Consider the following 15,219-nt stretch of genomic DNA (forward strand, 5'->3'; position numbering starts at 1 on the left):
TTTATTTAAGGTAATAATGATACGATATCATCATTAAGAAGAATAAAACTTAAGGAGGTTTTTTATGAATAAGAAGCTAGTAGCCATGCTGTCAGCATTATCACTATGTGTTACAGTAACAGCTTGTTCAAAAAATGAAGATAATACAAAATTACAAAGTAATACAAATAAAACTAGTATTAACATAGAATCTTTAGAAAATGAAAGTGTTTCAGATCCAGATACATATATAAAGCTAGGAACTGAAACAACTATTGAAGGTCAAGGGGCAGAAGTTTCAAATAATAAAGTAACTATTACAAAAGCAGGAACTTATAGTGTAAGTGGAAAAGTTGAAGATGGGCAGATAATAGTAGATGCAGGAAAAGAGGATAAGGTATACCTTATCTTAAACGGAGCAGATATTAACTGTTCTAATAGTGCTCCTATATATGTAAAAAATGCTAAAAAAGCAATAATATCTTTAGCAGAAGGAACTGAAAATAATATAACTGATGGAGAAACTTATGTTTTTGAAGATGAATCAAGTAATGATCCAAATGCAGCAATATTTAGTAAAGATGATATGACTATAATAGGTAGTGGTAAACTAACAGTAAATGCAAATTATAACAATGGTATAGCAAGTAATGATGATTTAAAGATTCAAAGTGGTAATATAATTGTAAATGCTAAAAATAATGGTATAAAAGGTAAAGATTGTATAAATGTAACTGATGGAAATATAACAATAAATTCAAAAGGCGATGGAATGAAAGCTGATAATACAACAGATGATAGTAAAGGTTATATATATATTGAAGGCGGAAAAATAAATATAAATTCAGAGCAAGATGGAATACAAGCTGAAACAGAATTACTTGTAGCCGATGGCTATATAACAATAAAAACAGGTGGAGGAAGTGAAAATAGCACTAAGGCAAATCAATCTTTAGGTCAAAGACCTGATGGCATGACAAAAGGTGAAAAGCCAACAATGCCAGATGGAATGAACAAAGGTGAACGACCAACTATGCCAGAAGGTCAAACACAAGGAGAAGCGCCAGCATTACCTGATGGACAAACTCAAGGTGGACAACCACCACAACTACCAGATGGACAAACACAGGGTGAAAGACCAGAGATGCCACAAGATATGAAACAGCCATCAAATAATCAGGATACAAACTCAAATACAAATACTAGCACTAATACATCAACAGATGAAAGTACTAGTATGAAAGCTTTAAAAGCAACAACTAATATAATAATTGACGGAGGAACTTTTAATATAGATTCAGAAGATGATTCAATTCACTCAAATGCCAATGCAATTATAAATGGTGGTACTTTTGAAATAGCTTCTGGAGATGACGGTATACATTCAGATACTCAATTAGACATTAATGGAGGAACTATAAATATATCTAAATCTTATGAAGGTATAGAAAGTACAACTATAAATATAAATGATGGAAGTATACATCTTGTAGCAAGTGATGATGGAATAAATGCAGCAGGTGGAAATGATATATCAACAGAAACAGGTATGGCAGGAAATGATAAATTTAGTTCATCAGGAAATGGTTTAATAAATATTACTGGTGGATATGTATATGTAGATGCTAGTGGTGATGGAATAGATGCCAATGGAAACATAAAGATGGCAGGAGGTACTGTACTAGTAAATGGTCCAACTAATGATGGTAACGGAAGTTTAGATTATGATGGAACATTTGATATAAGTGGAGGTATACTAGTAGCTGCTGGAAGTTCGGGTATGGCACAAATGCCTAGTGATTCATCATCTCAAAAAATATTAAATCTAAACTTAACATCGCAAGAAGCTAATACTGTAGTTAATGTTAAATCATCTGATGGGAAGAACATATTAACTTACGCTCCATCAAAGAATTATTCATCAGTAATAGTTTCAACACCTGATATTAAAGAGAATACTAAATATACAGTATCAGTAGGTGGAACAGCAAAAAGAGAAGCTAAAGACGGATTATATTCTGATGGAAATTATTCTGGAGGAACAGAGGTTGGAAGTGAAACTACATCAAACACTATAACTAATATTACTCAAGAGGGTGCATCAACTAATAGTATGAGAGGTCAAGGAGGACAAGGGGGTAGACCAGGAGGTAAAGGACATAAAATGCAACTTAATACCAATGGTCAAACTAATAACCAAATAAATAGTCAAATAACTGAACAATAAGTTAAAAAATGCTATTGTATAAAGTGTTTTAATTTTTATACAATAGCATTTTTACGTATAAGCAAGTTAAACTTAGTTATATAAATATATTTATTATATCCTGAATTGTATAATTAAATCAGACAAATATATAAACAAAAAAAGACACTTATGATATACTTAGTTAACCTACTAAAATCAACAAAAGGAGTACCAAAAATGTCTTTTAATCATATTAACATAAATCAGCTAACAAATCTAGAAGCAAATTACTATTTAGGCGTGAAAGCAAGAGCTTGCGCTCAAAGAATGAAAATTGGAAAAGATAAAGTTTACAGATATTACAAGCTATTTATGCAAGGACTTACTGTTCAAGAAATATATAATCAATACCTAATAAATAAATCTAGATGTGGAAGAAAGCCCATTGTATTAAGCAAAGAAAAATTAGATGATATCAATAATAAGCTAGAAAATGATTGGTCTTTAGATGCTATCGCAGGAAGAGATAAAATAGATGGAAAAGATGAAAAAATATCAACAAAAACATTATACAAATTAGCAAAACAAGGTGTAATAGATATAAATAAGTTGAGACGTAAGGGTAAAAATAACCCGAAGGGTCATAACGAAACAAGAGGTAAAATTAATACATGTAAAACAATTCATGAAAGAGATGAAAAGTATCCTAATGCTAAAACTAGTATAGAATATGGCCATTTTGAGGGAGATACTATTGTAGGAAAAGCTAGAAAATCAGCTATAGTTACTTTAGTAGAAAAGTATTCAAAATATATTGTATTACTTAAAGCAAGTAGAAAGAGTGAGGATGTTAAAGAAGCAATTTGCAAATGGCTATCATCTTTACATAAGTCGTGTATATCTACTATTACATTTGATAGAGGTAAAGAGTTTTCAAAATGGTCAGACATAGAAAAAGATAGTTCAGTTAATATTGAAATCTACTTTGGAGACCCTGGATCACCAGGTCAAAGAGGGCTAAATGAGAATTCAAATGGAATAGTTAGAAAAGATTTACCTAAGTCTACAGATTTATCTGCATATTCTCAAGAAGAATTAAATATGATTGCGTATAAATGGAATTCTATACCTAGAAAATCACTAGACTATAAAACACCAAATGAGGTTATAAAAGAAGCAACTGGATTTGAAAGCTTACTTACATTTGCTTAGTGATTCATAAGTAATTTGTCTGATTTAAATTGACAATTCAGGATATAAAAATAGTATAATTGAGATGTAGGTTATAAGTATTAGAATATGAAAAAAGAAAATTTCATATAAGAATATAATAGGGAGAGTTTAATGAGTAAATACATATTTATAGCTTCAGATTTTGAAATACCTGAAGTAGATTTAACAAATGAACAAATAATAACACCTATAGAAGCAAAATTAAAAGGAATAAAGCCACCGTGTTTTTGTTCTTGGGATGAGTTAGATCCAAATAGCGAAATACTATATTTTGAAAGTGAAGATGATATGTATAATCTTTGTGTACGTAAGGAAGAAAATATTTTAGATGATGTACGTTTTTATACAGATAAAGAATTTATATATCAAGTATCATGTAGTTTGGATAATAAAAGAGCGAAACAATTATTAGATTATATAAAAGATATTAAATTAATAAAGCCTATAGAGCTATATTCAATTTTGTTAGATGAAAAAGTAGATGTTGAATATAGTACTGTATTTATAGATAATCTTAATGAAGAAATCATTTTAAATATAATAAAAACTTATCATTCTAGCTTAATAATAAAATGATAAAAATATTTAAAAATACAATATAATTTTGCATATATGACAACTTTAGTTTATGTGATATAGTTACAGAATAAAGTATATAATGATTGTATTATAATGATAAAATATAGATTGAAGAGAGGATGTTAAAATGACAAAACCATCAGTTTACCATAGTCAAGGATATAATTGTGCAGAAGCACTAATAAAATCATATAACGAAGAACATAACACAGATATACCAGTATCACTTGGGAGTGCAATGGGTACTGGAATGACAGTGGGAAGTTTATGTGGAGCTGTAAATGCGGCAGCTATGATAGTAGGATATATAAAAGGAAGAGAAAATAATGGTCAAACAAATGAAGCTAGAGGTTATGCTAGAGAATTAATGAGCAGAGTAAGAGGAAAATTTAATTCTGAAATATGTGCAGACCTTAAAAGAAATAAAGTAAGTTGTGCAGAGATAATTGATTTTTCATATGAGGCATTAAAGGAAGTATTAGATAAATAAAAACAAATTAAATAAATTATAGTAAAATTATGATGTGTACTATAAAGTTATTACTCCCCGTCGTGAAATACGACGGGGTATTTTGGGTATTAATAATTTTCAGAAAAGCTATTTTTATTAGTAACATTCTTAAATTAATTATAGATAAATAAGTTATTTAACATTTATTGTAGAAAATAAATACCACTATAGATAGTGTATCTATACCCATGCTAAAATAGTAAATAAATTTTAGTAAGGGTATGGGGAAAAAGAAAAATAAAAACAAAAATAAAAATATAAATAAAAAGAAAATACTAGTAGGTATGTATAGAAAAATACTTTAACAAGAATTTAAATAAAGAAATAATCTTTTTAATATATAATTTAATATAAAAATTTACCATAAATTCATTTAAAATTCACATTTAGTTAATCTTTTTAATATATAATATTATTGTAAAAATATTACATATATTTTTTACGCTTAAGGATATTATAATACTTAAAAAATGTGGATAACTTCTGAATGTAAGTAATATCAATCGACTGGTTTTGAGCGTAAAAAAGATTTTGAGCAACGGACGAAGTTGTTGGCGACATGAGCGAAGCGAATTTTTTATATGTGATACTTTTTAACACATATTAATAGAGATTAGTAAATATCAAATAAGAGAGGTAGATTAGCATGGGTGAAACAACTGATAACATAAATGAGGTTATTTCAACTGGTGAGAACTTTGCATTATTAGCTGAGGTTATAGAGTTTTTAAAGAAAAAAAGAAAGAAAGAAGAAAATAAGGAAAATTTAAATATAGATGATGATATGGTAAAGAGAAAAAGAACACCAAAAGTTAAGGGTGCATTTTAAAATATAAAATATCTTAAATTAAAAAGTGTAGATAACTATAAATTATCTACACTTTTATTATGAGGAAGAAATATTGTAAAAGTAGAACCTTTATAAACTTTAATAATTAGAAGACTTTTCAATGGCAGAGATAAATAAATTCTCAACTTCAAGTTTGATAACACGTTCTACTAATGATATAACAGAACTTCAAATATTAGTTTCAATGGGGCTTCAAGTACTTACAAAAGTACAAATTACTGATATATGGTCAATTTGCAAGATAGTAGGAAAGAGTTAGCAATGGACTACTGATACTGATGTACTTATATTGTTATTAATAAATGGGAAACATAAGAAAAAAGAAATTTGGGTGATTATATGATAAATATTTTAACTTTAGCAATNTTTAGTAAGGGTATGGGGAAAAAGAAAAATAAAAACAAAAATAAAAATATAAATAAAAAGAAAATACTAGTAGGTATGTATAGAAAAATACTTTAACAAGAATTTAAATAAAGAAATAATCTTTTTAATATATAATTTAATATAAAAATTTACCATAAATTCATTTAAAATTCACATTTAGTTAATCTTTTTAATATATAATATTATTGTAAAAATATTACATATATTTTTTACGCTTAAGGATATTATAATACTTAAAAAATGTGGATAACTTCTGAATGTAAGTAATATCAATCGACTGGTTTTGAGCGTAAAAAAGATTTTGAGCAACGGACGAAGTTGTTGGCGACATGAGCGAAGCGAATTTTTTATATGTGATACTTTTTAACACATATTAATAGAGATTAGTAAATATCAAATAAGAGAGGTAGATTAGCATGGGTGAAACAACTGATAACATAAATGAGGTTATTTCAACTGGTGAGAACTTTGCATTATTAGCTGAGGTTATAGAGTTTTTAAAGAAAAAAAGAAAGAAAGAAGAAAATAAGGAAAATTTAAATATAGATGATGATATGGTAAAGAGAAAAAGAACACCAAAAGTTAAGGGTGCATTTTAAAATATAAAATATCTTAAATTAAAAAGTGTAGATAACTATAAATTATCTACACTTTTATTATGAGGAAGAAATATTGTAAAAGTAGAACCTTTATAAACTTTAATAATTAGAAGACTTTTCAATGGCAGAGATAAATAAATTCTCAACTTCAAGTTTGATAACACGTTCTACTAATGATATAACAGAACTTCAAATATTAGTTTCAATGGGGCTTCAAGTACTTACAAAAGTACAAATTACTGATATATGGTCAATTTGCAAGATAGTAGGAAAGAGTTAGCAATGGACTACTGATACTGATGTACTTATATTGTTATTAATAAATGGGAAACATAAGAAAAAAGAAATTTGGGTGATTATATGATAAATATTTTAACTTTAGCAATTACCATATTTTCTATAATTATGATTTCTTACAAAAGAGTAAATTTAGAAATATTAAAAAAACTAAAATCATTAATTTATAATATAAACAAACAATATATTGATTTTTTTAAAGGAAAAAAATCAGAGTTTAAAATATGGCAACTAATAATTTTTATTATTTCACAAGTATTTGTAGTATTTGCTATAGTGAGACGTTTATTTGAAGAAGTCTATAAATACGTAAGTGATAATTACATAGTAGCTGTGAAAATATCTACTTATTTAATAATATTTATAATTTTATATTTTATAGTAGGATACATATCATATTCTAGTAAAAAGATTTATAAATATTTATATAAAATAGAAGATAAAAATACAAAGACAGATTTATTGATAAGTTATTTTATAATTAGTACGTATATGACGATTTTAGTATTATTTCCAAATAAGTTTAGTGAAATTTACAAGATTGGTTTAGTTGGAGCAGGTATAAGTTATATTTTAAATTTAAAAGTATTAATAAGGGTAATTAGGAGTCCAGAAATTATAGAAGTAGAAATTGAAAATGGTTCAAAAATAAAATTTACTGATGTAAGTATAGTAGCTATAATTTTGCTAATTATGGTTATTTTTAGTTTATATTTAGGAGTGTGCTTTATAAATAGTGGTGATATAGGAGTGTATACAAACAATCCTACATATTATGATTTATTTTATTATACTATAATTACATTTTCTACTATAGGATATGGTGACATATGTCCAATATCGCCAGTAGCAAAATTTATGAGTATGGTAATTTCACTTACAAGCTTTATATGTCTTACTATATTTGTATCTTCTATATTATCTTATAAAAGTGAGCAATGATTATAAAATTTTATATGTAATTATTAAAAAAATAAATAGGATATGCATATGGTATACATACCCTATTTATTTTTTATTTAATAAATGTATAAAAATAAAGAATAGTCACCTATTTAAAGGTATAAAAAATAGTGATAAAATAAAAGGTATTAAAATCATTTTATAAAAAGGTATTAACTTTTAAGTTATATTAAAACGTATAGATGGAGAATTAATATGATAAATATAAACATAGATAAAAAATTAAGTGATAAAGTAAATGTACATATAGCCTCAATAGAAGCTAAAGTGAAAACAAAAGAATCAGATAAAGAACTATTAGAATTAATAAATAAAAAATGTGAAGAAATAAAAGAAAATATAAAATTTGATGAAGTAATAAAGTTAAAGAATATATTATCATCAAGAAATGCTTATAAAAAATTAGGTAAAGATCCAAGTAGATATAGATTATCATCAGAATCATTAGTCAAAAGAGTAGTTAAAGGAAATGACTTATATATAGTTAATAATATAGTAGATATAAATAATCTAATATCACTACATACTTGTTATTCAGTAGGGACTTACGACTTAGATAAAGTAAAAGGAAGTATAACTTTTACAGTAGGTGAAGAAAATGAAAGGTATGATGGAATAGGAAGAGGTAGTATAAACTTAGAAAACTTACCTGTATTTGAAGATGAAGATGGTAAATTTGGTAGCACTACATCAGATTCTATAAAAGCAATGATAACAAATGATACAACTCATATATTAATGAATATAATAGCTTTTGAAGAAGATGAAAATCTAGAAAGATACATAGAATATTCAAAAAAATTATTAGAAAGATTTGCATATGCAACCATTATAGATACTAAAATAACAAAATGTAAATAAGTAAATTATAGTTAATTCTCTAGAAATTGACTATAAATACATACTATGATAGAATTTTAAGGATAAAATTAAAAAGACAGGTGGATATTATGTTACAAGAAACTAAAGAATTATTAAAAGGATTTTACGGTTTAGATGACGAAACATTTAAATTATCTGAAGAAGTAATGAATGATATAAAACACAAATTTGATGAAATAAAAGAAATAAGAGAATATAATCAATATAAAGTATTAAAAGCTATGCAAGAAGCTAATTTAAGTGATAACCATTTTAACTGGACAACAGGATATGGTTATAATGATATAGGTCGTGAAAAAGTAGAAGAAATATATGCAAATGTATTTGGAGCTGAAGATGCATTAGTTAGACCTATAATAGTTAATGGAACTCATGCACTTACACTTTGCTTACAAGGGATATTAAGACCAGGTGATGAAATATTATCAGTTACAGGTAAACCATATGATACATTAGAAGGTGTTATAGGAATAAGAGAAGAAAAAGGATCTTTAAAAGAATTTGGTGTTATATATAATCAAGTTGATTTCTTAGAAAATGGAGATGTTGATTTAGAAGGAATCAAAGAAAAGATAAATGATAAAACTAAAATGGTATTTATACAAAGGTCTAAGGGATATTCTTGGAGAAAGTCTCTTACAATAGCTGATATAAAAGAAATAGTAGATGTAGCAAAATCTGTTAAAGAAGATGTTATAGTTATGGTTGATAACTGTTATGGAGAATTTATAGAGACTAAAGAGCCAACAGAAGTTGGTGTTGATATAATGGCTGGATCACTTATCAAAAATCCAGGTGGTGGACTTGCTTTAACTGGAGGATATGTAGCTGGTAGAGCTGATTTAGTAGAACTTATATCATATAGACTTACAACTCCAGGTATAGGTAAAGAATGTGGTTTAACATTTGGTACAACTAGAAATGTATTACAAGGATTCTTTATGGCTCCATATGTAGTTTCTCAAGCTTTAATGGGTGCAATATACTGTGCTAGAATGTTTGAAAAAATGGGATATGAAGTACTTCCAAAATACGATGATGTAAGAAGTGATATAATACAAATAGTAAGACTTAAAAATGCTGAAGAAGTTATAGCATTCTGTCAAGGTGCTCAAGCTGCAGCTCCTGTTGATTCATACGTTAAGCCAGTTCCTTGGGCAATGCCTGGATATGACAGTGAAGTTATAATGGCTGCAGGTGCTTTTGTTCAAGGTTCTTCTATAGAGCTTAGTGCAGATGCTCCTATAAAGCCACCATATAATGTATACTTCCAAGGTGGACTTACTTTTGACCATTCTAAGATGGGAACATTAAAAGCTATAGAGTATATGAAAAAGTCAAAATAATTTTTTGAGCAATGGATGTATCCGTAGCGGTAGCAAGGATATATCGTTGGCGACATGAAGTGTTTCGCCGACACGTCGCTCAAGAGAAGCGAATTTTTTATAAAATATAGAATAAGATTGTACAAGCTTTAATATAATTATACTAAATAATATATTAAGCAATATAGAGTTAATAATTAAGATTCAAATATATTAACAAGAATAAAATTATGTAAACTAAAGTGTAAAACTTTAATATTTAAATAAATTAGGGATTATGACTAAAAGTTTAAAAGTTATAGTCCCTTAATATGTAGGGGGCAAAATATGGAATGGATAAAACAAATAGAAAAATATAATCCTGTTGATGAACAAGAGAAAAAAGATAAAGAAATTATATTAGACTTTATAAACAAAAATGATGATGTTTTAGTTAGAGATAATGAAATAGCACATATAACAAGTTCTGGATTTATAGTAAATAAGTTAAGAACTAAGGTTTTAATGATACATCATAATATATATAACTCATGGGGATGGACTGGTGGACATGCTGATGGTGATAGTGATTTAATTAAAGTATCTATAAAGGAAGCTAAAGAAGAAACAGGTATAAAAGAAGCTAGACCTATAACAAATGATATATGCTCAATTGATATACTACCAGTAAATGCTCATATAAAAAGAGGAAAGTATGTAGCAAGTCATCTTCATTTATCAGTAGCATATATTTTAGAAGCAGATGAAAATGAAGAGTTAGTTGTTAAAGAAGATGAAAATAGTGGTGTTAAGTGGGTTGATATAGATAAGGTATTAGACTTAACTAATGAAGAGTATATGAAAAATGTTTATAAAAAATTAATAGATAAAAGTAAAATGTATTAAATAATTTCTCAGTAGTTATATAATATGAATCAATATATATATAAATTGATATTAGGATGATAAATATATATGAATATAAATAAAATAGCAGAGTTAGCAGGTGTATCTAGAACAACAATATCTAGATATTTAAATAATGGATATGTTAGCGAAAAAAATAGAAAAAAAATACAGAAGATAATTGATGAAACTGGTTATGTACCATCATCTTTTGCACAGACATTAAGAACAAAAAAAACAAATTTAATAGGAGTTATATTACCTAAAATAAGTTCATCTACAATTAGTAGAATTGTAGATGGTATTAGTACAGAATTAAAAAAAGATGGATATAATGTACTTTTAGGAAATACAGATTTAGATATAGAAAAAGAAATAGATTATTTAAATATATTTAAAAATAATGAAGTAGATGGAATAATATTTTTAGCTAAGACAATTAGTAATAGACATTTAGAAATAATTGAAAATTTAAAAATTCCAATAGTTATTATTGGACAAAATATAGAAAACTATTCTTGTGTATATCATGATGATTATGATGCAGCTTATTTTGTGGTAGATGAATTAATCAAAAGTAAGTGTAGTCAAATAGGATTTATAGGTGTAGGAGAAGAAGATATAGCTGTTGGAAAAGAAAGAAAACAAGGATATATTGATGCATTAAAAAATAATAAAATTAACCTTAATAATGAGTATATAAGAATTGGAGATTTTTCTTCAGAGTCAGGATATGAAAGTTGTAAGGATTTAATCTCTAAAAATAAAAATATTGATGGAATATTTTGTGTAACAGATAATATAGCTATAGGAGCAATGGAATATCTAAAGTCACAAGGAATAAAAATACCAGAGGATGTTTCGATAGTTTCTATAGGAGATTCAAAAGTATCTAAAGTTGTAACACCTAAATTGAGTACTGTACATTATTATTATAAGACCAGTGGTATAGAAGCTGCTAAAATTATTATAAATAAAATGAAATATGATAATAAAGATATAGATAAAATAAAATTAGGATATAAATATATAAAGAGAGAAAGTATACGATAAGTATATTTTCTCTCTTTATATATTTATAAAATATAAGGAAAATGCTTGCTTATAATAAAAAAATAATATATACTTAAATTAATATATATGTAATCGATTACATATTATGTGCAAAATGTGTAATCGATTACATAATTTAGGAAGGAGGAATATACATGGGTAATAATAAAGTAGAAAAATCAAATTATAAAGAAATAGCACAACAAATAATAAATGAAATTGGTACAAGTGAAAATATAGTATCAGCAGCTCATTGCGCAACAAGACTTAGATTAGTAATTAAATCTAATGAAAAAGTAAATAAAGAAGCTATAGAAAATATTGATGGGGTAAAGGGAGTTTTCTTTGCATCTGGACAGCTTCAAATAATATTTGGTACAGGTGTAGTAAATAAAGTATATGAAGAATTTGCACAACTTACTGGTCAAGGTGAAGTATCAAAAGAAGAATTGAAACAAGCAGCTAGTGCAAATGATAATAAGTTTAAAAAGATAATAAAGACTTTAGGTGATGTTTTTGTTCCTATTATACCAGCAATAGTAGCTGGAGGTCTTATGATGGGACTTACGGAATCTATAAATTTCTGTGTAAATAATGGTTATTTAGCAATAGATACAAGTGCATCATGGTATGTATTTTTAACTATGTTTAGTAATGCAGCATACATATTCTTACCGATACTTATTGGATTTAGTAGTGCAAAGGTATTTGGTGGAAATCAATTCTTAGGTGCAGTTATAGCTATGATTATGTTACACCCAGATTTACAAAATGCATGGACTGTAGCTAGTGAAGGTGTTCTTAGAAATCAATCGGTATGGTTTGGACTATACGAGATTCCTATGGTTGCTTATCAAGGTCATATAATACCAATAGTAATAGCAGTTTATATAATGAGCTTTATAGAAAATAAACTTCATAAGATAGTTCCAGAAATGATTGATTTATTCGTAACACCATTAGTTACAGTATTTATAACTGGATATTTAACTCTTACATTAGTTGGACCAGTATTTGTTTTCTTAGAAAATTCTTTATTGACTGGAGTTCAACAAATAGTTCAATTACCATTTGGGATAGGTGGGTTTATAATTGGTGGAATATATGCAACTACAGTTGTTACAGGTATTCATCATATGTATTCGATAATAGATATGGGTCAAATTGCCAATTATGGATATACATATTGGTTGCCAATAGCATCAGCTGCAAATATAGCACAAGGTGGTGCAACACTTGCAGTAGGTGTAAAAACTAAAAATAAAAAATTAAAATCATTAGCATTCCCAGCAGCATTAAGTGCAATGTTGGGTATAACAGAGCCAGCAATATTTGGAATAAACTTAAGATATATAAAACCTTTTATAGGGGCAGCTTTAGGTGGAGCAGCAGGAGGATTATATGCGTCAATAGTTGGACTTGGAGCTACAGGAACAGGAGTTACAGGAATATTTGGAATACTATTACATTTACATTCACCTATTAATTATATAATAATGTTTGCAATAGCGTTAGGGGTTGCATTCTTTACAACATTATTATTGGGATGGGATGAATCTAAATAATTTTACAATAAGGTGGCAAATTATATTGTCACCTTATTATATATATAAAATATCGCTATAGATAATGATTGGAGGAAATAATGAACGCTTTAAATAGAGATTTAAAAAAATTAGTAAACTTTATAGAAAAAAATGAAAAAGAAAGAGTTAATAAAGACTACTGGAGATTAAAGTTTCACTTAATGCCACCAGTTGGATGGTTAAATGATCCAAATGGACTTTGTGAATTTAATGGTGAATATCATATCTTTTATCAGTACTCTCCATTTGATGCAAATGGAGGCATAAAGCTTTGGGGACATTATACTAGCAAAGATTTTATTAATTATAAAAATAATGGTACAGAAATATTTGCAGACCAACCTTTTGATTGTCATGGAGCGTATTCAGGTTCAACTATAGTACATAATGGAAAAATGAATATATTTTATACTGGAAATGTAAAGCACGTAGGAGAACATGATTATATTTCATCTGGAAGAGGACATAATACAGTTCTTTTAGTAAGTGAAGATGGAAAAACTTTTACAAATAAAAAATTAATAATGACTAATGATGATTATCCAGAAAATATGACTTGTCATGTTAGAGACCCAAAAGTTTGGATGGAAAATAATAAATTTTATATGGTACAAGGCGCTAGAGATAAAGATGATATAGGTCAAGTATTATTATTTGAAAGCGATGATATGATAAACTGGAATGTAATCAATATTATAAAAAGTGAAAGTAAGTTTGGTTATATGTGGGAATGTCCAGATTTATTTAATGTAGACGGAAAAAATATATTATTAATATCTCCACAGGGAATAGATGCTGAAGGTATAAAATATAATAATATTTATCAAAGTGGATACTACATAATAGATGGAGATTATAAAACTAATAATTATAAATTAAGGGATTTTGAAGAATTAGATAGAGGATTTGACTTTTATGCCCCTCAAACATTTGAAGATTCAAAAGGAAGAAGAATATTAATAGGATGGATGGGACTTCCAGATATAGAGGATTTATATTCTAATCCAACTACAGATTATGGTTGGCAGCATGCATTAACTATACCAAGAGAACTTAAAATTAAAAATAATAAGTTAATACAAAATCCAGTAGAGGAAATTAATAAGTTAAGAAAAGATAAAAAATATATTGAAATAAATTCAAATATAAATGAAGATGCATACGATACATTTGATATGATTGTTAATTTAGAAAAATGTGATAAACTTGAAAGTATTATAAAAAATTGTGTAAATTTAAGTTATGATAGAGAAAAACAATTATTTACATTATCTTTTACACAGGGAGGTTATGGAAGAACTAACAGAAGTGTTAGCTTAGATAAATTAAACAACTTTAGAGTACTGTGTGATACATCATCTCTTGAAATATTTATTAATAATGGAGAAGAAGTATTTACTACTAGATTCTATCCAACTAAAGATAATGTAGGAATAAAGCTTAGTGGAGAAAATTTAAAAGGTAGCATTTGTATTTATGAAATGGAGGCCTATAAAATTGAAAACTAAAATATCATCAAGAATATTGGCATTATTAATAGATAATGTCGGTATTTATGCATTGATAGTAGGGATTTTTATAAATATAGGAAAAGACTCTACATTTGCCTTAAGCATTGGGAGTTTAATATTTACAATATATTTAATACTAGTACCAGTTATATTTAAAGGATATCATTTTGGTAAATATATGATGGGAATGAAGATAGTTACAGATAATTATAACAATCCAAGTTTAGTACATATTATTGTAAGAGAATTATGTAAAGTAATTTATACTATACCTTTTATCGGTATTATTTTAGTATTAGTTTCAAATTATGTTATGGGCAAGAGAGAAGATGGTAAGGCCTTACATGATATAATTGCAAGAACAAAAGTAATAAATGTATAATAATGAAAT

The 15,219-nt window shown here is 26.9% G+C and carries 16 protein-coding genes; all 16 read left to right on the forward strand.

The genetic code is table 11. The annotated features are described in order from the left end of the window. Positions 1-64: 64 nt before the first annotated feature. Complete coding sequence (locus BN7997_RS07505) at positions 65-2,206, forward strand: carbohydrate-binding domain-containing protein (RefSeq protein ID WP_071120208.1); 2,142 nt, start codon at positions 65-67, stop codon at positions 2,204-2,206. Positions 2,207-2,404: 198 nt separating this feature from the next. Then, positions 2,405-3,379 carry an IS30 family transposase gene (locus BN7997_RS07510; RefSeq protein WP_071119190.1) on the forward strand — a complete coding sequence of 325 codons (975 nt, stop codon included), beginning with the start codon at positions 2,405-2,407 and terminating at the stop codon, positions 3,377-3,379. A gap of 132 nt (positions 3,380-3,511) precedes the next feature. Further along, positions 3,512-3,976, forward strand: coding sequence for a hypothetical protein (locus BN7997_RS07515; protein ID WP_071120209.1), 465 nt, complete (start codon positions 3,512-3,514; stop codon positions 3,974-3,976). Positions 3,977-4,106: 130 nt separating this feature from the next. Beyond that, entirely contained in the window at positions 4,107-4,469 is a 363-nt protein-coding gene (locus BN7997_RS07520; RefSeq protein WP_071120210.1) for a C-GCAxxG-C-C family (seleno)protein, read from the forward strand. 667 nt (positions 4,470-5,136) lie between these two features. Next, positions 5,137-5,319, forward strand: a complete 183-nt coding sequence (locus tag BN7997_RS07525; protein ID WP_071120211.1) for a hypothetical protein — start codon at positions 5,137-5,139, stop codon at positions 5,317-5,319. Positions 5,320-5,440: 121 nt separating this feature from the next. Then, positions 5,441-5,599, forward strand: a complete 159-nt coding sequence (locus BN7997_RS15405) for an ABC transporter ATP-binding protein (RefSeq protein WP_143023190.1) — start codon at positions 5,441-5,443, stop codon at positions 5,597-5,599. Positions 5,600-6,143: 544 nt separating this feature from the next. Then, positions 6,144-6,326: a hypothetical protein gene (locus BN7997_RS07530; RefSeq protein WP_071120211.1), complete on the forward strand. Its 183-nt coding sequence runs from the start codon at positions 6,144-6,146 to the stop codon at positions 6,324-6,326. 121 nt (positions 6,327-6,447) lie between these two features. Beyond that, entirely contained in the window at positions 6,448-6,606 is a 159-nt protein-coding gene (locus BN7997_RS15410) for an ABC transporter ATP-binding protein (protein WP_143023190.1), read from the forward strand. Between the two features lie 80 nt (positions 6,607-6,686). Further along, positions 6,687-7,565, forward strand: a complete 879-nt coding sequence (locus tag BN7997_RS07535) for an ion channel (RefSeq protein WP_071120212.1) — start codon at positions 6,687-6,689, stop codon at positions 7,563-7,565. Between the two features lie 216 nt (positions 7,566-7,781). After that, positions 7,782-8,447, forward strand: a complete 666-nt coding sequence (locus tag BN7997_RS07540; RefSeq protein ID WP_071120213.1) for a B3/B4 domain-containing protein — start codon at positions 7,782-7,784, stop codon at positions 8,445-8,447. A gap of 89 nt (positions 8,448-8,536) precedes the next feature. Continuing rightward, a complete protein-coding gene (locus tag BN7997_RS07545) occupies positions 8,537-9,814 on the forward strand; it encodes a methionine gamma-lyase family protein (protein WP_071120214.1) in 1,278 nt (425 codons plus the stop codon). 306 nt (positions 9,815-10,120) lie between these two features. Continuing rightward, a complete protein-coding gene (locus BN7997_RS07550; RefSeq protein ID WP_071120215.1) occupies positions 10,121-10,678 on the forward strand; it encodes an NUDIX hydrolase in 558 nt (185 codons plus the stop codon). Between the two features lie 69 nt (positions 10,679-10,747). Next, complete coding sequence (locus tag BN7997_RS07555) at positions 10,748-11,731, forward strand: LacI family DNA-binding transcriptional regulator (protein ID WP_071120216.1); 984 nt, start codon at positions 10,748-10,750, stop codon at positions 11,729-11,731. Positions 11,732-11,886: 155 nt separating this feature from the next. Next, a complete protein-coding gene (locus tag BN7997_RS07560; protein WP_071120217.1) occupies positions 11,887-13,296 on the forward strand; it encodes a PTS transporter subunit EIIC in 1,410 nt (469 codons plus the stop codon). An 80-nt stretch (positions 13,297-13,376) separates the two neighbouring features. Continuing rightward, positions 13,377-14,825, forward strand: coding sequence for a glycoside hydrolase family 32 protein (locus BN7997_RS07565; RefSeq protein WP_071120218.1), 1,449 nt, complete (start codon positions 13,377-13,379; stop codon positions 14,823-14,825). Continuing rightward, entirely contained in the window at positions 14,815-15,210 is a 396-nt protein-coding gene (locus BN7997_RS07570; protein WP_071120219.1) for an RDD family protein, read from the forward strand. Before BN7997_RS07565 ends, BN7997_RS07570 begins: the two co-directional genes overlap by 11 nt. The last annotated feature ends 9 nt before the right edge of the window (positions 15,211-15,219 follow it).

Origin of the sequence: Romboutsia timonensis (assembly GCF_900106845.1) — a bacterium.
GTDB lineage: Bacteria > Bacillota > Clostridia > Peptostreptococcales > Peptostreptococcaceae > Romboutsia > Romboutsia timonensis.